Origin of the sequence: Polynucleobacter necessarius, assembly GCF_900095205.1 — a bacterium.
GTDB lineage: Bacteria > Pseudomonadota > Gammaproteobacteria > Burkholderiales > Burkholderiaceae > Polynucleobacter > Polynucleobacter necessarius_E.
Map to the genome: position 1 here is coordinate 155,786 of NZ_LT606951.1, position 15,872 is coordinate 171,657.

Below are 15,872 nucleotides of genomic sequence, written 5' to 3' on the forward strand. Positions count from 1 at the left end.
CTTTTTTACTGGCCACCTGCAAGACCATTTTGTCGCCAAGCCTCATAGACTACTATTGCCACTGTATTTGATAGGTTCAAGCTACGACTACTATCTTGCATTGCTAGTCGCATGCGATTTTCAACTGGTATGGAATCCCTTACTTCGTCTGTAATGCCTTTGGTTTCAGAGCCAAATACAAAATAATCATTAGGCGAATATTGCCCTTCATGAAATTTCCCCGAACCCTTTGTTGTTAATGCAAAGAAGTGTTGTGGATTTGGTTGCTCATCTTGTAAAAACTGATCCCAATTTTTATGGACTTTAACTTTTGCAAACTCGTGATAATCCAAGCCAGCTCTCCTCATATTCGCATCCTCCATTGGAAATCCAAGAGGTTCTATGAGGTGTAATTTTGCCCCGGTATTTGCACAGAGACGAATGATGTTGCCGGTGTTGGGGGGGATTTCGGGTTCGAATAAAACGATATTAAACATGCGGTATTCATTAAATTGGCCGCGCAGCTCTGAGTAGCACCCAATTAATTACGCGAGATACTCCATTGTCCTTCAAAATGCGTGCAATTTCGTTGAGAGTTGCTCCACTCGTCATGACATCATCAAATACAATAATGGTTTTATTTTGAAGTCGTTCAATATAAGTCTCTTCAATATAAAACATATCCTGAATTGCTAGGCGGCGGTTGCGCAGAGTGCTACCGGCTTGGTGCTTTGAATCATGATGACGCTGAAGTATGAGCGGTGATTTATAAATTATCTTATTACAGCGTATGCGTTTAGCAATTTCCCAAGTTTGGTTAAATCCCCGTCGAGCTAACTTTTGTGTACTGAGTGGGACTGGAAGCAAGTAACTTGCGTCCACGTTTTCTAGCTGCTGTGCGAGAAGTAAATTCCATGCTGTACTGAGTGCATTTCCAAACGCAATTCGTTTCTGATACTTGAACTCATGCAGTGAAACTTGAAGCATACCTTCATAACGATCTAGGCAGTATGTTTCATCAAAACGCGGTTTTAGCATATGGCAGGACGTACATTGTTGTTGTTCAATTTCTTCTGCCTGAAGTGCAATGCCACATTGGTAACAGCACTGGTAATTAAATAGACATTCATTTCTTAAGGTATGTAAACAGCTTGTGCATATGGAATATTTTGAAACCGCTGACAAATAATACAAGCTGTGGGCAAAGTTGCTCACAAATGGCTTGAAAATATTCTCTGGAAATTGCATTGGGCGCTGAGTATACTGAGCCAATGACCCAGTCAATCAGAGAGTGGTTACAAGACGAAATTGCAGACCGCATGCTGCAGAAACTAGACATCGTGAAGCTCGATGTGAAAGACATCTTGATCGTGCCAGACTTCCCCGGGAAGCATTTGGACATATTGTTGAAGCGCTACCCAAGTGCTCGCACTTTTGGCATTACAGAAGAAGGTGTTTCAGTAATGCAAATGTGGCGGGCCAAAGCGATGGGCAATTGGCGCTCCTTATTTGCTAGCAATACCAGTCCCTTGGCAAGTTATAGATCCTCTGGCAAATTTAATCTTCCAGATAACTCCATTGATTTAGTTTTTAGTGACCTCCTACTACAGGATCTACCCGATCCCAAGCATTTCTTAAAGGAATGTTGGCGTGTGTTGCGCGAGGGCGGTTTAATGACGTTTAGCTATTTAGGGCCCGATACTGGAAAAGAGTTGCGCTCACTGACTATTCCAGAGCTAAAGCTCAAGAATTTATTAAGTCCTTGGGATATGCATGACATGGGAGACGCTTTGCTTTCTGAGCGTTTTTCAGACTCAGTCATGGATATGGAGTACTTGACCTTAGATTATGAAAAGCCGGATCTGTTGCTAGGAGATGTCAGCGCCTTCAATTTGATGCAATCCACCCCTCTTGAAATCACTACAATGAGTGTTTTGCCGCCAAAACTCACTTTAGAAGTGGTTTATGGGCATGCATGGGCCGTCGGAAAGCACCTTGCAAAAGCCAAGGACAACGTAGCCTATATTGATCTAAATCAAATTGGACGCAAGACTAGGTCAGATTCTGCTTAAGTGTAAGCGCTTACTATCTTTTAAACCTTGACCAAGATTGGTTCAAGCTGGGTTAACCCTGTTTGTTGTTGAGCTTAATTAACCCTATAATCACGGCAGGATGTATTGGCTTGAGACCGTATTTCGGGCATTTTTAGGCATTTTTGCTACTTTGCTCACGACAATAAACAGAGAATAAGATGAATTTATTTGGAAAAGTCAGCAGGGCTTCGCTCTATTTCGTAGCAGCTTTTGGCACTGCTTTTGCTTATGCAGCAGAGAATATGCTTGGTGGCCCAGCTGTAAATCAGCTGAATTTTGCGTCTCCTGCTACCAAAATCATGCAAGAGATCCATTGGTTGCATTGGATGATGTTGATAATTTGCGCATTGATTTTTGTTGGTGTTTTTGGAGTGATGTTTTATTCCATCTTGAAGCACCGTAAATCATTGGGTCACAAATCAGCTTTATTTCATGAGAGCACGACTGTAGAAATTATTTGGACAGTAATCCCATTGCTTATCGTTATTGGTATGGCGTTACCTGCAACAAAAACAGTTGTAGCAATGAAGGACACAACTAATTCTGACATCACTATTAAGACTACTGGCTATCAGTGGAAGTGGGGTTATGACTACATCAAAGGCGAAGGCGAAGGCATCAACTTCTTGTCTACCTTATCTACATCACGCGAAGCAATTAATAACTTGGTACCTAAGTCAGATACTTATTTGATGGAAGTGGACAATGAAATGGTTGTTCCTGTTGGTAAAAAAATTCGCTTAATCACAACTGCTAATGACGTAATCCATGCTTGGACTATTCCAGCATTTGGCGTTAAGCAGGATGCCATCCCAGGCTTTGTTCGTGACACTTGGTTTAGAGCTGAAAAAATTGGTACATTCCGCGGCCAGTGTTCTGAGCTTTGTGGTGCAGAACATGCCTTTATGCCGATCGTTGTGAAAGTGGTCTCACAAGAAGACTACACAGCTTGGGTTGCTCAGAAGAAAAAAGAAATGGGCGCTGGTGGCGAAGACCCTTCTAAGGCTTACACATTGGATGAGCAAAAGGAACGTGGCGCCAAAGTGTATGCAGCGAACTGTGCAGCCTGTCACCAGCCGAACGGCAAAGGTGCGGGCGCATTCCCAGCATTGGATGGCAGCAAAGTGGTAATTGGTCCTAAAGCAGGACAGCTCAATATTCTTATCAATGGTAAGGGCGCTATGCCAAAGTGGGCTGGTGTGATCTCTGATGGCGACATCGCTGCAGTGATGACCTATACACGTAACTCATGGGGTAATAAGACGGGTGAAGTCATTCAAACCCAAGAAGTTATTGCCGCACGTGGTGGCAATTAATTCAGATTAACTAATACAGATAAAAACGAAACCGGAGTAATTTATGAGTACAGTCTCTACTACCCACGATAACGCACATGATGATCACACGCCACACGGCTGGCGTCGTTGGTTGTTCGCAACCAACCATAAAGACATTGGCACGATGTACTTGATCTTTTCATTCGTTAGCTTGTTAGCTGGCGGAGTGATGGCGTTGGGTATTCGCTTGGAGTTATTCCAGCCTGGTTTGCAATTTTTACGTCCCGAGTTTTTCAATCAGCTAACAACCATGCACGGTCTGGTGATGGTGTTCGGCGCGATCATGCCTGCATTCGTTGGCTTTGCTAACTGGATGGTGCCTTTGCAAATCGGTGCATCTGATATGGCATTTGCTCGTATGAACAACTTCAGTTTCTGGATTCTTCCAGTAGCTGCAACATTATTATTGAGTTCATTCCTGGCACCTGGGGGTGCTCCTTCAGGTGGTTGGACTATCTATGCTCCATTGACCTCTCAAATGGGTCCTGGCATGGATATGGCGATTTTTGCTCTTCACTTGTTGGGTGCTTCATCCATTATGGGTTCGATCAACATCATCGTAACCATCTTAAATATGCGCGCTCCTGGTATGACATTGATGAAGATGCCAATGTTCTGCTGGACTTGGTTAATTACTGCGTATTTGTTGATTGCTGTTATGCCTGTGTTGGCTGGCGCGATCACGATGGTTTTGACTGATCGTCATTTTGGTACTTCGTTCTTCTCTGCCGTTGGTGGTGGCGACCCAATCATGTTCCAGCATATTTTCTGGTTCTTTGGGCACCCAGAGGTTTACATCATGATTCTTCCTGCATTCGGAATTATTAGTGAAATCGTTCCAGCCTTCTCCAGAAAAACATTGTTCGGTTACAGCTCAATGGTTTATGCAACCGCATCGATTGCGATCTTGTCATTCATCGTCTGGGCGCACCATATGTTTGCAACTGGTATGCCGGTTGCAGGCCAATTGTTTTTCATGTACGCAACTATGTTGATTGCTGTTCCAACTGGCGTGAAGATTTTTAACTGGGTTGCAACAATGTGGAAAGGTTCAATGACCTTTGAAACTCCAATGTTGTGGGCTATTGGTTTTATCTTCGTTTTCACCATGGGTGGATTCACAGGTCTAATCTTGGCAATGGCACCAATTGATATCGGCGTTCAAGATACTTACTACGTTGTTGCGCACTTCCACTATGTATTGGTAGCTGGTTCTTTATTTGCGATGTTTGCTGGCTTCTATTACTGGTGTCCAAAGTGGACTGGCTATATGGCTAATGAAACTCGCGGCAAGATCCATTTCTGGGCTTCCATGATTTTCTTCAACGTCACCTTCTTCCTAATGCACTTCTTGGGCTTAGCCGGTATGCCACGTCGTTACGCTGACTACCCAACCCAATTCGCTGACTTCAATGCAATCGCTTCGATTGGTGCTTTGGGCTTTGGTTTAGCGCAGGTTTACTTCCTACTCTTCGTTGTAATGCCAGCTTATAGCGGCAAGGGTGAAAAAGCCCCAATGAAGCCATGGGATGGCGCAAAAGGTTTGGAGTGGACTATTCCTTCTCCAGCTCCGCACCATACATTTGAGACTCTGCCTAGTGCAGAGCAAATGCGTGAAGCAGGAATTTAATTCCTCAGAGAAGCAAGCCCTTGCTGCGAATAATCGTAGGATGGGCTTCATTCTTTTGAGTGTAGTGGTGACGTTTTTTATTGGAATTGTGATTAAACGGAGTATGTTGGGTTAATCCAGCTTATTAAGATGGTTACAACTCAAACGTTAAATCGACAGATTTTGTTGAAGCTTTTAGTAGCAGCAGTAATGATGTTTGGTTTTGGTTATGCATTAGTTCCAATGTACAAGGCCTTATGTGAGGTCACTGGGATTAATGTGGTTACCAGCAAGAATGATTATGGTGTTCGTGCTTTTAGCCTTAATAAGGTAGGCAACACACAAGTTAATTATTCTCGTACGGTAACTATTGAGTTTGACTCGAATAGCCGTGGGCCGTTCACTTTTAAGCCGGTGAAGAACTTCTTAGAAGTTCATCCAGGTGAAATGACGGAGATTGTTTATGAAGTAAACAATAAACTCGGTCGTACGGTGCGCGCTCAAGCAATACCAAGCTATGTACCTAAAAGTGCAACAGAGTTTTTTACGAAATTAGAGTGCTTTTGTTTTCAAGAACAAACGCTTGCAGCAAATGAAACGAAGAGGATGCCAGTGGTTTTTGTAATCGATGCAGGTTTGCCTGATGATGTAAAAACAATCACTTTGTCCTATACCTTCTTTGAGTTAGGTTTGGGTGGTACTCCACCAGCGCCAAAATCAAAGGTTGCTTCATGAAGAAGAAAAGTAGTTTTATGCAGTCTATGAAAGCTGTGATGTGGGGCTTTTTGGGCGTGCGTAAAAAAGCAGGCTTGCAGGAAGATGTAGCTTCACTAAGTTTTGTGCACATTATCATTGCAGGTGTAGTCGGTGCCCTGATTTTTATGGGCGTGCTCCTGTTGATAGTGAAAGCAGTTGTGTTCCATTGATTATTTTTTGATTGAATAGAGAGAATAAGATGTCATCCAATTCAACCCCATACTATTTCGTTCCTGGACTATCTAGACATCCTGCTATGGCTGCAGCCGGCTTAATTGCTTTTGGCGCTGGCATGTCAGGCTGGGTTAATCACACTTCTTGGGGCGGCGCCCTGAGCTTGGTTGGTGTGGCATGGATTTTGTTTGTACTCTATCATTGGTTTGGCGATACAATTGCAGAGTCAAATTCTGGCAAGAATGGTGTCAACGTTGATATTTCATATCGCTGGTCAATGGCTTGGTTCATCTTCTCTGAAATTATGTTCTTTGGCGCTTTCTTTGCAGCCTTGTTCTATGCCCGCAATATTGCGATGCCATGGATGGGTGATGTTGAAAGCAAATTGATTTGGCCTAATTTCCAAGCTGTTTGGCCAAATGATGGCCCCGCTGGTTTGGTTGAGAAATTCACTACGATGGGTCCTTGGCCGATTCCAACTATCAACACATTGTTGTTGTTGAGTTCTGGTGTGACTATTACTATTGCCCACCATGCATTAGTAGAAAACCACATGAAGAAAGCGATTGTTTACTTGGCTGCGACAGTTGGTTTGGGTGCAATTTTCTTGGGTTTCCAGATGTATGAGTACTACCATGCATACCATGCATTGAACTTGAAGTTAACTTCAGGTATTTATGGTTCTACTTTCTTTATGTTGACTGGCTTCCATGGCTTCCACGTTTTCCTCGGCGGCACTATGTTGGCCATTGTGTTGCGTCGTATGATTCGTGGTGACTTCACTGCTAAACACCACTTCGCATTTGAAGGCGCTGCTTGGTACTGGCACTTTGTTGACGTAGTTTGGCTGGGTCTCTATATCGCTGTTTACTGGATGTAAGCAAGTAAAAATCGGGGCCTAAAGCCCCGATTTATTTTTAAGTGCCTCTGATTGTTAGTCGACCTAAATTAGTGCCTGCTTTAATTCCGGTGGCTTGTATCAGTCCGAAATAGTTGGCCAAAAGGATGCCAATAAACAATGCAATAGATAGGCCTATACGTAGCATTAGTGAGTGAACCATGCGAGCACTATTGCCCCTATCTTTCATCATGTAATACAAGGCTGATCCTAAGCTAAAAACAATCATTAGTAGGACAATCGGAATAAGCCACTTCATCTCAAATCCTTATTTATCAATTTCTTGAACAGTCTTTTTACTGCCCTCATTGCTAAGCGCATAGTCGCTACTGTATCAGCCTTACTGGTTATTGGGATTGGCTGTGGAGCTGGCATATGGCAGCTGGGTAGAGCGGACACCAAAATTGCCCTGGCAGCGAGTGTATTGGCTAAACAACAAATGCCAATTTTGAACGCAAATACAAGCCCTTGGACTTTGGAAGAGGCATCTGAACGTCGGATGATTGCTCGAGGTCAATATATTCTTGAGTCAGCAATTTGGTTGGATAACCGACCTAGGCCGATTCCACCTGCTGGTAGCACTAACGCACAATCAGGCTTTTATCTGATGATGCCGCTGAGGCTCGAAGACAGGAATGAGGTTCTGTGGGTAAACCGTGGTTGGGCCCCAAGGAATAACGAAAATCGGGAGACCCTACCGCCAGTTCAAACACCGAATAAAGTCGTGAATATTGAAGGTATCGTTTTTGCTCAGCCTGGTAGGGTGTATGAGTTAGGTGGCGGCAATACGTCTATTGATCCTGGTAAGCCTAGAATCGAGCAGAATTTTGATTTGGTGGCTGAGGGTAAGTTGCATGGATGGCAGCAAAGCCCATTTATTTTGCGTGAGGTCGAAACCGGCATAGGGGACGGATTGTTGCGTGAATGGACTCCGCTGACAATTGGCGTCGATCGCCATTATGCTTATGCATTCCAGTGGTTTGCTTTGGCTTTTGCTGGGTTTTTATTTTGGTTGTTAAGTGGACTGCGGCAATATAAACGTCAAGGTCTTGTGAATGGGGATCAAGGGTGAGTGATAAAGAGTTGTTAATTCCGGCGTCACAGATTGATGCATCTGCCATTAATGCACGCACTCGCCGTGGTCGCATTCAGATGCTGTTGCTATTACTTGCTTGTGCTTCACCGGTGATTGCATCGTATTTCGCTTATTACGTCATTAAGCCAGCAGGTGGAAAAACGAATTTGGGAACGCTTGTTTACCCAGCGCAAGAATTCAACACTGCTTGGCTTGAAACTCCAATGCAGGGTAAGTGGACTCTCCTCATTGCGCGCCCAGCAGGTGAGTGCCAAATAAAAAATGAGAAATGTATTGAAGCTTTATTTTTAATGCGTCAGGTAAGAGTAGCCATGGGCAGAGAGAGTGGGCGATTGCAACTGATCTGGGTGAATGTGGATGGTAAGCCTGTTGACCCAGAAGTGACTAAGATTTACGACGAGAAAGCTGCTGGTTTAAAGGTGGTTACACTTCCTTTGGATCCAAAGCTGAGATCTGAATTTGAAGATTGGCTAAATAAAGAAGGGGCAGGTCAGCAGATTCAACTACTTGATCCAACACCCGCAAAAATGATTTATTTTCCAGTCACCAATTCTCCTAAAGAATTTTCTAGCATGAAAAAAGACTTGGAAAAGCTCTTGAAGTTAAATCACAAGGGCGAGAATTTGTAATGCCTAGCTTGATCCTATTTCTGGAACTAGCAGCGATTGCCATTGTTTTTGCTGGCTTGCCCCTCTATCTTTGGAGAAAGCCAGGCTATAGTATTTTTCAAAAACTGAATTGGGTCTTGGTCTTTATGACTTTTGACTTAATTGTATTTGGAGCATTTACCCGCCTAACCGATTCAGGCTTAGGCTGCCCTGATTGGCCTGGGTGCTATGGCACCTCTAATCCTTTTCATGCACTGAGTGATATACAGCAAGCTGAGAGCGTCTTACCTACTGGTCCCGTCACGGTAATTAAGGCCTGGATCGAAATGATTCATCGCTACCTAGCAATGACAGTGGGCGCATTAATTTTGGTGCAAGTGGGACTCGCGTTTGGTAGGTTGAAGAGCTTGGGAAACAGACCCTTGTTTGGCAGTTTCGGTTTGTTGGTATTGGTCTGCGTGCAAGGTGCCTTTGGTGCATGGACGGTGACTCTTAAATTGCAGCCGATTATTGTTACCATTCATCTGATGTTAGCCTTAGTTTTACTGGCTTGCTTGACTGCATATGCACAACAATCATGGGAAGAAAAACTTTCTTCAGTGCGTGTTATTCGGATTCGGCCGATCTCAGCCCAACTGTTATTACTTACTTTTATTGTTTTGTTTATTCAGGTTTTCTTGGGTGCTTGGGTGAGTACCAACTATGCGGTCTTGGCCTGTCCCGACTTCCCAACTTGTTTGGGTAGTGCCTGGCCCGACACAAATTGGGGTGAAGGGTTTACTCTTTGGCGCCAGCTAGGCTTGAATTCCAAGGGCGAATTTATATCCCCCGTAGCCTTACAAACCATTCATTGGGCACATCGTGTATTTGCAGCGGTAGTATTCATAGTGCTTGGCACTTTGGGTTTGAGGGCGTTGCAGCTTGCAACTCCCGTTCTATCAGGCCTTAGTAGAGTGGCTAAGCTGATGCTAGGAGTATTGTTGTTGCAGATAGTGACCGGTATTTCTAATGTGGTCTTTCAGTGGCCCCTATTGGCGGCTCTATTGCATACCGCCGGCTCTGCTGCTTTGGTATTCTGTTTGATCAGAATGAGTTTTTGGGCTTCTTGGAAGCCTTTCATGTAAAAGAGGATGACATAAGTATGAGTGACTCTAAAACAAACGCAGCAGTGGCTATGCCACGTTGGCGTCAATATTGGGTTTTAACTAAACCTAGAGTGACTCAGCTCGCCGTTTTTTGTGCGGTAATTGGCATGTTCTTGGCAACACCTGGCATGGTTCCTTACTCGGTGCTCTTTGGGGACGTTGTCGGTATCTGGCTTTTGGCGGGCGCAGCATTTGCCGTAAATTGCCTGATTGAGCAAGCTGTTGATGCCAAGATGAAACGGACTTCTTGGCGACCATCGGCAACCGGTGAAGTGACCCCATTTCATATCATCATTTTTTCTATCATTCTGGGATCCCTTGGAATGATTATCTTGTGGAATTTCTGTAATCCCCTAACGATGTGGTTAACGCTTGCAACGTTTGTGGGTTATGCGGTGATTTATACCTGGCTACTCAAGCCAGCCACACCACAAAACATTGTGATTGGTGGATTGTCAGGCGCAATGCCTCCCGCGCTTGGCTGGGCGGCAGTAACCAATACACTTTCTGCAGAAGCTTGGCTTTTGGTTTTAATCATTTTTGTATGGACTCCACCACACTTCTGGGCATTAGCTTTATACCGGCGCGATGACTACGTGCAGTCGGGCTTGCCAATGTTGCCGGTGACCCATGGAGAGCGCTTTACGCTTTTAAATATCGTGCTGTACACCCTGATTTTGATTGCCGCCACTTTACTGCCATACATCTATGGCATGAGCGGTCTCGTGTATTTAATATCGGCCATTATTTTGGGCCTCCTGTTTTTGGCCTATGTAGTTGCGCTATTTATTTCTTATAGCGATGCGTTGGCTAAAAAAACATTTCGCTTTTCCATCACCTATTTATCGCTACTATTTGCCGCGCTCTTGGTAGACCATTATTTCCTCTAAGATTAATATGAATTTTCTGCGCTTTTGCTTTATAGCAATTCTCTGCCTAGTGTTCTCTGCTTGTAACCCAAAGCCAGAGTTTAAAAATATTGATATCACGGGCAGTACCGCATTTGGCAAAGACTTTAGTTTGCTTGATCCTGACGGGAAAGTGAAAACCTTGGCCGACTTTAAGGAAAAAGTGGTGGTGATGTTTTTTGGTTACACCCAGTGCCCTGATATTTGTCCAACTACTTTGACGGAAATGCAGCAGGTCATGACCCTCATGGGGTCTCAGTCAGATAAAGTTCAAGTGTTATTTGTCACTGTAGATCCAGAACGTGATACTGCAGAAATTCTGAAGCAGTATGTGCCTGCATTCGATTCTCGTTTCTTGGGTCTGCGTCCTGCGGATGAAGCATCCTTGGAAAAAGTTGCTAAAGACTTTAAGATTTATTACAAGAAGGTGCCCGGTACAAAGCTAGGTTCTTATACGATGGATCACGCGGCAGGTAGCTATGCATTTGATCCAGAGGGTCGCTTACGTTTATATATCAAGCATGCCCAAGGCCCAGAGACCTTGGCTCATGACTTGAAAGAATTGCTAAAGTAAAAAAAGCAGAGTGCTTGCTTAAGCAGCTTGCAGTAAACCGCGCATCTTTTTCAGGGCGGCAGTTTCGATTTGACGAACACGTTCTGCAGAGACGCCATATTCACTAGCAAGATCATGTAGCGTCTTAGTGCCATTACCATCGGCGTCCATTGCTAACCAACGGGATTGGACAATATTGCGACTACGTTCGTCTAAGGCCATTAGAGCTTGATCTAATTTGGGGCCTTGAAGTGCATCTGCTTCAGCGCTAGCAATGCGCGCAGTGGGCTCTTGAGAGCTGTCTGCTAGCCATTGAATGGGAGCGTAAGCCGAATCATCATCGCTATCATCGCCTTCTAGTGCGACATCACCACCAGCAAGACGCATCTCCATTTCTTTAACGTCAGAACCCTTTACACCAAGGGTTCTGGCTAAGGCTTCTACTTCACTCGGAGTAAGTGCGCTTAAAGTGGGTTTGTTACTACGTAAGTTAAAGAATAATTTACGCTGTGCTTTGGCGGTTGCAGTTTTTACTAAACGCCAATTCTTGAGAATGTACTCATGAATCTCTGCTTTAATCCAATGAATCGCATACGAAACTAATCGTGCTCCATTGCTGGGGTCATAACGTTTTACTGCTTTCATGAGGCCAATATTGCCTTCTTGAATTAAGTCAGCGTGTGGAATGCCATAGCCAAGATATTGACGAGCAACAGAAACAACCAAGCGTAAATGTGAAAGAACTAAAGTTTTAGCGGCATCGACATTTTCTGTGTGACGAAACTCCTGCGCAAGATGTAATTCTTCCGCAGCGCTGAGCATCGGTACGCGATTGACGTACGCAATGTAGGAATCGAGAGTGCCAACCCCAAGGGTTGGCAACATTGGAAATGCAGCCGCCGCCGCAGTCTGCGCGACGGGCAGCTTTTGCAAATTCGGTTTGTCAGATTTCTTTTGTACCATTTTTCTTATAAATATGAGGTGTTAACAACACTTCCATTTTAGCACTCTTGTCAAGAGAATGCTAATGGTTTTTATTGTCTATAGCTTATTGATTTAATTGAATAATTCTGAAGAATATTGCCCTGCTGTAAAGGAGGCTAAATCTTCAATTCCTTCGCCTTTGCCAAGAGCTAAAACACTAGGTTTTGGTCCATCTTGTAGGGTATGGGCCAACGCACAGATTACCCCACCTTTGGCAGTGCCATCAAGCTTCGTCACAATAATTCCAGTAAGTCCCAAGGCCGCATGAAAAGCCCTGACTTGGCTAAGACCATTCTGGCCAGTGTTGCCATCCAAGATGAGCAGTGTATGGTGAGGAGCCCCAGGAAGGGCCTTGCCGATGACCCGTTTTACTTTTTTTAGCTCTTCCATCAAGTGGTCTTGAGTAGCAAGCCGTCCGGCGGTATCAATGATAAGAATGTCGCATTTGCGTGAAATAGCAGCGTGAATGGCATCGTGTGCAACAGCGGCAGCATCGCCACCTTCTTGAGTAATAACATCTACTTGGTTGCGTCCACCCCACTCTTGTAGTTGATTGCGAGCGGCTGCTCTGAAGGTGTCCCCAGCAGCCAATAGGACGGATTTACCTTGAGATTGAAACAGTCTACAAAGTTTGCCAATGGTGGTGGTCTTTCCAGCGCCATTTACTCCTACAACTAACCATACTTCTGGAGCATTCGCTTTTTGACTCGTAAAGAGTGGATTTGGCAAAGGCTCGATTGCACTTAGTAATGAGCTAACCTCTTGGATGAGGAGTGCTTGCAACTCCTCTGGGCTTGAGGCTTTCTCTGATTTTGCAGCTTTACGTAGTTTGCTGATCAGTTGTTCGGTCGTAGGTAGACCCACATCACTTTGAATGAGTGAGTCTTCTAAAGTATCAAACCAAGATTCATCAACTTTACTTGATTTAAAAAGGGATCCGAGGGTTTTACGTAAGCCAAACATAATTGATACAATTTAAACTTTGTATCTTATCAATTTAATTCTTGGGATATGGTGATTTAACAGATACTTTCCAATTTACTCCGAATTTTCCTCTTATTTGTATTAAGTGCTCAATTCAATTGGGCTAAAGGGGCTGAAGCAGTCGATACTCATCAATATCAGTTAAGTAATGGACTGAAGTTGATTGTGAGGGAGGATCATCGCGCTCCAACGGTAGCTCATATGGTTTGGTATCGAGCAGGTTCAATGGATGAGGTAAACGGTAAGACAGGCGTTGCGCATGTGCTTGAGCACATGATGTTTAAGGGCACTCATCGGGTGAAGACGGGTGAATTTTCTCGCTTAGTAGCCGCTGTAGGTGGGCGTGAGAATGCGTTTACTTCACGCGATTACACCGCTTACTTTCAGCAAGTTGAAAAATCAAAATTAGAAGATGTGATCAAACTTGAAGCAGATCGCATGTCCAATTTGAGTTTTGATGACGCAGAGTTTTTAAAAGAAATCCAAGTCATCATGGAGGAGCGTCGTTTACGGACAGAAGCTAATCCCAGTAGCTTGCTTAATGAATCACTCATGGCGACTGCATACATGAGTTCTCTTCATCGTTATCCTGTCATCGGCTGGATGAATGATTTGCAAAATATGAAAGCATCTGATGCGCGGGATTGGTATCGTAGTTGGTACGCACCAAACAATGCAACAGTGGTAATCACTGGGGATGTAGACGCCAAAAAAGTGTTGAGTTTGGTGGAAAAATATTATGGCGCTGCGATTGCTCACGAGTTGCCTGTTCGGAAACCACAGATTGAGCCACCTCAAAAAAAAGAATGAAGCAAGGTCCAAGTAAAAGCGCCTGCTGACAGTGCTCAGCTGGCAATGGCCTGGGAAAGCGCCTCGCCTAGAGCCCGAGAGGCTAGATGATCCCGAGCCATATGCTCTTGAGCCTCTGACAGCAGTCCTCGATGGTTATGACAATGCCCACTTAAATCGCGCGCTCGTTAAGCAAGAAAAAGTAGTGAATGATGTTGGTGTGGGTTATGACATGATTTCTCGCGGACCAGAGTTGTTTCTCATTAGCGCAACCATGGCTAAAGGTAAGACGGTTGATTAAGCGCAGGCAAGTATTCGGAAGGCGCTTGATGAACTAAAGCAAAGGGGAATATTGGAATCTAAGTTCAAGAGAATTAAGGTGCGCATTTTGTCAGAGCAAATCTATAAGCGCGATTCAATCTTTGGACAAGCTATGGAAATTGGAATTACCGAGATGGCTGGCTTCTCTTGGAGAGATATTGATTACATGTTGGAAAAAATGCAATCCATTACGCCCGACCAATTTCAGGCGGTTGCCAAACAATATCTGGTAGGAGGGTATGACAATTGCAGTGCTAGATCCACAAGCTCGCCAATCAAATATCAAGAAGGGTAAGAAATGAAGTTTGCATAGCAGCTTATTTCGATATGCCTCTTATCTTTGGTATGGCATTGGCAATGCAAATGCAATTTTGCCAATTGAAAAATTAGACGTCTATAAAGGTGCTAAAGCATATTTAGTACAAACTAAAGCTTTGCCCATGGTAGATATTGAGGTCAGTATTGATGCGGGTGATCGTTATGACCCTCTTAATAAGAGCGGTTTAGCAGATATGACTGCAGGCCTGATGAATTATGGCGATCGAGGTGAAAAGGGCGTTATCAGTGAAGCCCAAATTGCCGATGAAATTGCTGATTTAGGTGCAAATATCGGCTTGTCTGTCGGCGGTGAACGCGCAATTTTATGTATTCGTAGTCTGAGTAGAAAAGACTTGCGCGATAGAGCGGTTCAATTGGCTGCAGCGATGTTGAGTTCACCAATTTATGATCCAAAAATTGTCGAACGTGAAAAGCAACGAACGATCACGAGTTTGCAAGAGGCGGAAACAAAGCCCGAGTTTGTTCTTGAGCGCCGCTTTAAAAAATCAGTGTATGGAAACTATCCTTTGGCAAATGCTCCCGCACCCAAATCGATTGCCGCAGTAACGCCTGCCGATTTATCGCAATTTCATAAACAGTTTTATCGTGGTGATCGCATGATTGTGAGTATTGTTGGTGATGTGGATCGTGCTCAGGCTTATGAAATCGTACAGGGTTTGTTAAAGCAAATCCTTTCCAACTGGTCAACCTATTCCGAAGTTACCTGAGTTAGATCGCTCTCCTGTTGAGCCCTTAGCGCAGAGGGCGATAGTGAGTCCTTTTGACTCTCAGCAAGCGCATATCGCAATGGGAATGACAGCGGAAGCGCGTAGTAACCCAGATTATTTCCTTTTGCTCGTAGGTAACTATATCTTGGGCGGCGGCTTTGTTTCTCGTCTTACGTCTGAGGTTCGCGAGAAGCGAGGGCTAGCATACAGCGTGTTTAGTTATTTTGCCCCTGGGAAAGAGAATGGCATTTTCCAGGCGGGCTTACAAACTACGAGTGATCAGGCCTCCCTAGCTTTGGATGTGATGAGTTCGACTATCTCGCAATTTATTGCTGATGGACCTACGCCATCTGAACTTGAAGCGGCCAAAGGAAACTTAATCAATGGCTATCCCTTGCGTATTGATAACAATCGCAAATTATTAGATAACGTCTCATCAATTGTTTGGAATGATTTATCTCTGGATACGATGGATGTTTGGACTAAAAAAGTCGAGGCAGTGACATTGGAGCAAGTAAAAGTGGTATTCCAAAAATATCTAGCAATGGATCGCATGAAAATTGTTGTTTTGGGAGCAAAAAATAAATAAGTC

General features: G+C 44.2%; 22 protein-coding genes. 17 read left to right on the plus strand and 5 right to left on the minus strand.

Annotation, left to right across the window (positions count from 1 at the left end; genetic code table 11):
- Positions 1–5: 5 nt before the first annotated feature.
- Together trmL and DXE37_RS00880 are read right to left on the minus strand one after the other, a co-directional pair.
- Positions 6–476, minus strand: coding sequence for a tRNA (uridine(34)/cytosine(34)/5-carboxymethylaminomethyluridine(34)-2'-O)-methyltransferase TrmL (gene trmL / locus DXE37_RS00875; RefSeq protein WP_114636258.1), 471 nt, complete (start codon positions 474–476; stop codon positions 6–8).
- A 10-nt stretch (positions 477–486) separates the two neighbouring features.
- Entirely contained in the window at positions 487–1,017 is a 531-nt protein-coding gene (locus DXE37_RS00880) for a ComF family protein (protein ID WP_114636259.1), read from the minus strand.
- A gap of 233 nt (positions 1,018–1,250) precedes the next feature.
- On the opposite strand from DXE37_RS00880, the gene DXE37_RS00885 reads away from it, so the two are divergent.
- From DXE37_RS00885 to DXE37_RS00910, 7 genes are all read left to right on the plus strand, one after another.
- Positions 1,251–2,051: a class I SAM-dependent methyltransferase gene (locus DXE37_RS00885; protein WP_231970881.1), complete on the plus strand. Its 801-nt coding sequence runs from the start codon at positions 1,251–1,253 to the stop codon at positions 2,049–2,051.
- 179 nt (positions 2,052–2,230) lie between these two features.
- The gene (gene coxB / locus DXE37_RS00890; RefSeq protein WP_114636260.1) at positions 2,231–3,388 is read left to right on the plus strand and encodes a cytochrome c oxidase subunit II; all 1,158 of its coding nucleotides are present in this window, start codon (positions 2,231–2,233) and stop codon (positions 3,386–3,388) included.
- A 43-nt stretch (positions 3,389–3,431) separates the two neighbouring features.
- A complete protein-coding gene (gene ctaD / locus DXE37_RS00895) occupies positions 3,432–5,039 on the plus strand; it encodes a cytochrome c oxidase subunit I (RefSeq protein ID WP_114636261.1) in 1,608 nt (535 codons plus the stop codon).
- Positions 4,939–5,154 (plus strand): cytochrome oxidase small assembly protein, encoded by a 216-nt coding sequence (locus DXE37_RS14165; RefSeq protein WP_415066500.1) that lies wholly within the window; start codon positions 4,939–4,941, stop codon positions 5,152–5,154. Before ctaD ends, DXE37_RS14165 begins: the two co-directional genes overlap by 101 nt.
- A gap of 14 nt (positions 5,155–5,168) precedes the next feature.
- Complete coding sequence (locus DXE37_RS00900) at positions 5,169–5,753, plus strand: cytochrome c oxidase assembly protein (protein ID WP_114636262.1); 585 nt, start codon at positions 5,169–5,171, stop codon at positions 5,751–5,753.
- Positions 5,750–5,944, plus strand: coding sequence for a DUF2970 domain-containing protein (locus DXE37_RS00905; protein ID WP_114636263.1), 195 nt, complete (start codon positions 5,750–5,752; stop codon positions 5,942–5,944). The genes DXE37_RS00900 and DXE37_RS00905 overlap by 4 nt, the downstream gene beginning before the upstream one ends.
- 29 nt (positions 5,945–5,973) lie before the next feature.
- Positions 5,974–6,828, plus strand: coding sequence for a cytochrome c oxidase subunit 3 (locus DXE37_RS00910; protein WP_114636264.1), 855 nt, complete (start codon positions 5,974–5,976; stop codon positions 6,826–6,828).
- A gap of 37 nt (positions 6,829–6,865) precedes the next feature.
- Here the strand turns inward: DXE37_RS00910 and DXE37_RS00915 are convergent, their stop codons facing one another.
- Entirely contained in the window at positions 6,866–7,105 is a 240-nt protein-coding gene (locus DXE37_RS00915; protein ID WP_114636265.1) for a twin transmembrane helix small protein, read from the minus strand.
- 24 nt (positions 7,106–7,129) lie between these two features.
- Between DXE37_RS00915 and DXE37_RS00920 the strand changes: the two genes are divergently transcribed.
- The 5 genes from DXE37_RS00920 to DXE37_RS00940 are packed head-to-tail and all read left to right on the plus strand — an operon-like array spanning position 7,130 to position 11,177.
- Complete coding sequence (locus tag DXE37_RS00920) at positions 7,130–7,918, plus strand: SURF1 family protein (RefSeq protein WP_231970882.1); 789 nt, start codon at positions 7,130–7,132, stop codon at positions 7,916–7,918.
- Complete coding sequence (locus tag DXE37_RS00925) at positions 7,915–8,571, plus strand: hypothetical protein (RefSeq protein WP_114636266.1); 657 nt, start codon at positions 7,915–7,917, stop codon at positions 8,569–8,571. The genes DXE37_RS00920 and DXE37_RS00925 overlap by 4 nt, the downstream gene beginning before the upstream one ends.
- Entirely contained in the window at positions 8,571–9,674 is a 1,104-nt protein-coding gene (locus DXE37_RS00930) for a COX15/CtaA family protein (RefSeq protein ID WP_114636267.1), read from the plus strand. Before DXE37_RS00925 ends, DXE37_RS00930 begins: the two co-directional genes overlap by 1 nt.
- Positions 9,675–9,691: 17 nt before the next feature.
- Complete coding sequence (gene cyoE, locus DXE37_RS00935; RefSeq protein ID WP_114637494.1) at positions 9,692–10,585, plus strand: heme o synthase; 894 nt, start codon at positions 9,692–9,694, stop codon at positions 10,583–10,585.
- 7 nt (positions 10,586–10,592) lie between these two features.
- Positions 10,593–11,177 carry an SCO family protein gene (locus tag DXE37_RS00940; protein WP_114636268.1) on the plus strand — a complete coding sequence of 195 codons (585 nt, stop codon included), beginning with the start codon at positions 10,593–10,595 and terminating at the stop codon, positions 11,175–11,177.
- A gap of 18 nt (positions 11,178–11,195) precedes the next feature.
- Here the strand turns inward: DXE37_RS00940 and rpoH are convergent, their stop codons facing one another.
- Positions 11,196–12,119: an RNA polymerase sigma factor RpoH gene (gene rpoH, locus DXE37_RS00945; RefSeq protein WP_114636269.1), complete on the minus strand. Its 924-nt coding sequence runs from the start codon at positions 12,117–12,119 to the stop codon at positions 11,196–11,198.
- 93 nt (positions 12,120–12,212) lie between these two features.
- Entirely contained in the window at positions 12,213–13,103 is an 891-nt protein-coding gene (ftsY, locus tag DXE37_RS00950; RefSeq protein ID WP_114636270.1) for a signal recognition particle-docking protein FtsY, read from the minus strand.
- Positions 13,104–13,289: 186 nt separating this feature from the next.
- On the opposite strand from ftsY, the gene DXE37_RS11955 reads away from it, so the two are divergent.
- The 5 genes from DXE37_RS11955 (at position 13,290) to DXE37_RS13220 (ending at position 15,869) form a co-directional block, all read left to right on the plus strand.
- Positions 13,290–13,934, plus strand: a complete 645-nt coding sequence (locus tag DXE37_RS11955; RefSeq protein WP_231970883.1) for a M16 family metallopeptidase — start codon at positions 13,290–13,292, stop codon at positions 13,932–13,934.
- Positions 13,935–13,965: 31 nt separating this feature from the next.
- Positions 13,966–14,214, plus strand: a complete 249-nt coding sequence (locus DXE37_RS11960) for a hypothetical protein (RefSeq protein WP_231970884.1) — start codon at positions 13,966–13,968, stop codon at positions 14,212–14,214.
- An 87-nt stretch (positions 14,215–14,301) separates the two neighbouring features.
- The gene (locus tag DXE37_RS11965; protein WP_231970885.1) at positions 14,302–14,529 is read left to right on the plus strand and encodes a hypothetical protein; all 228 of its coding nucleotides are present in this window, start codon (positions 14,302–14,304) and stop codon (positions 14,527–14,529) included.
- A 10-nt stretch (positions 14,530–14,539) separates the two neighbouring features.
- Positions 14,540–15,280, plus strand: coding sequence for a M16 family metallopeptidase (locus tag DXE37_RS13215; protein ID WP_269460251.1), 741 nt, complete (start codon positions 14,540–14,542; stop codon positions 15,278–15,280).
- Positions 15,281–15,323: 43 nt separating this feature from the next.
- The gene (locus DXE37_RS13220; RefSeq protein WP_269460252.1) at positions 15,324–15,869 is read left to right on the plus strand and encodes a M16 family metallopeptidase; all 546 of its coding nucleotides are present in this window, start codon (positions 15,324–15,326) and stop codon (positions 15,867–15,869) included.
- Positions 15,870–15,872 lie beyond the last annotated feature (3 nt).

What these genes read in the sequence shown, in the direction of transcription:
- trmL (WP_114636258.1), bottom strand. Translation starts at nt 476, where the DNA reads ATGTTTAATATCGTTTTATTCGAACCCGAAATCCCCCCCAACACCGGC.
- DXE37_RS00880 (WP_114636259.1), bottom strand. Translation starts at nt 1,017, where the DNA reads ATGCTAAAACCGCGTTTTGATGAAACATACTGCCTAGATCGTTATGAA.
- DXE37_RS00885 (WP_231970881.1), top strand. Translation starts at nt 1,251, where the DNA reads ATGACCCAGTCAATCAGAGAGTGGTTACAAGACGAAATTGCAGACCGC.
- coxB (WP_114636260.1), top strand. Translation starts at nt 2,231, where the DNA reads ATGAATTTATTTGGAAAAGTCAGCAGGGCTTCGCTCTATTTCGTAGCA.
- ctaD (WP_114636261.1), top strand. Translation starts at nt 3,432, where the DNA reads ATGAGTACAGTCTCTACTACCCACGATAACGCACATGATGATCACACG.
- DXE37_RS14165 (WP_415066500.1), top strand. Translation starts at nt 4,939, where the DNA reads ATGGCGCAAAAGGTTTGGAGTGGACTATTCCTTCTCCAGCTCCGCACC.
- DXE37_RS00900 (WP_114636262.1), top strand. Translation starts at nt 5,169, where the DNA reads ATGGTTACAACTCAAACGTTAAATCGACAGATTTTGTTGAAGCTTTTA.
- DXE37_RS00905 (WP_114636263.1), top strand. Translation starts at nt 5,750, where the DNA reads ATGAAGAAGAAAAGTAGTTTTATGCAGTCTATGAAAGCTGTGATGTGG.
- DXE37_RS00910 (WP_114636264.1), top strand. Translation starts at nt 5,974, where the DNA reads ATGTCATCCAATTCAACCCCATACTATTTCGTTCCTGGACTATCTAGA.
- DXE37_RS00915 (WP_114636265.1), bottom strand. Translation starts at nt 7,105, where the DNA reads ATGAAGTGGCTTATTCCGATTGTCCTACTAATGATTGTTTTTAGCTTA.
- DXE37_RS00930 (WP_114636267.1), top strand. Translation starts at nt 8,571, where the DNA reads ATGCCTAGCTTGATCCTATTTCTGGAACTAGCAGCGATTGCCATTGTT.
- cyoE (WP_114637494.1), top strand. Translation starts at nt 9,692, where the DNA reads ATGAGTGACTCTAAAACAAACGCAGCAGTGGCTATGCCACGTTGGCGT.
- DXE37_RS00940 (WP_114636268.1), top strand. Translation starts at nt 10,593, where the DNA reads ATGAATTTTCTGCGCTTTTGCTTTATAGCAATTCTCTGCCTAGTGTTC.
- rpoH (WP_114636269.1), bottom strand. Translation starts at nt 12,119, where the DNA reads ATGGTACAAAAGAAATCTGACAAACCGAATTTGCAAAAGCTGCCCGTC.
- ftsY (WP_114636270.1), bottom strand. Translation starts at nt 13,103, where the DNA reads ATGTTTGGCTTACGTAAAACCCTCGGATCCCTTTTTAAATCAAGTAAA.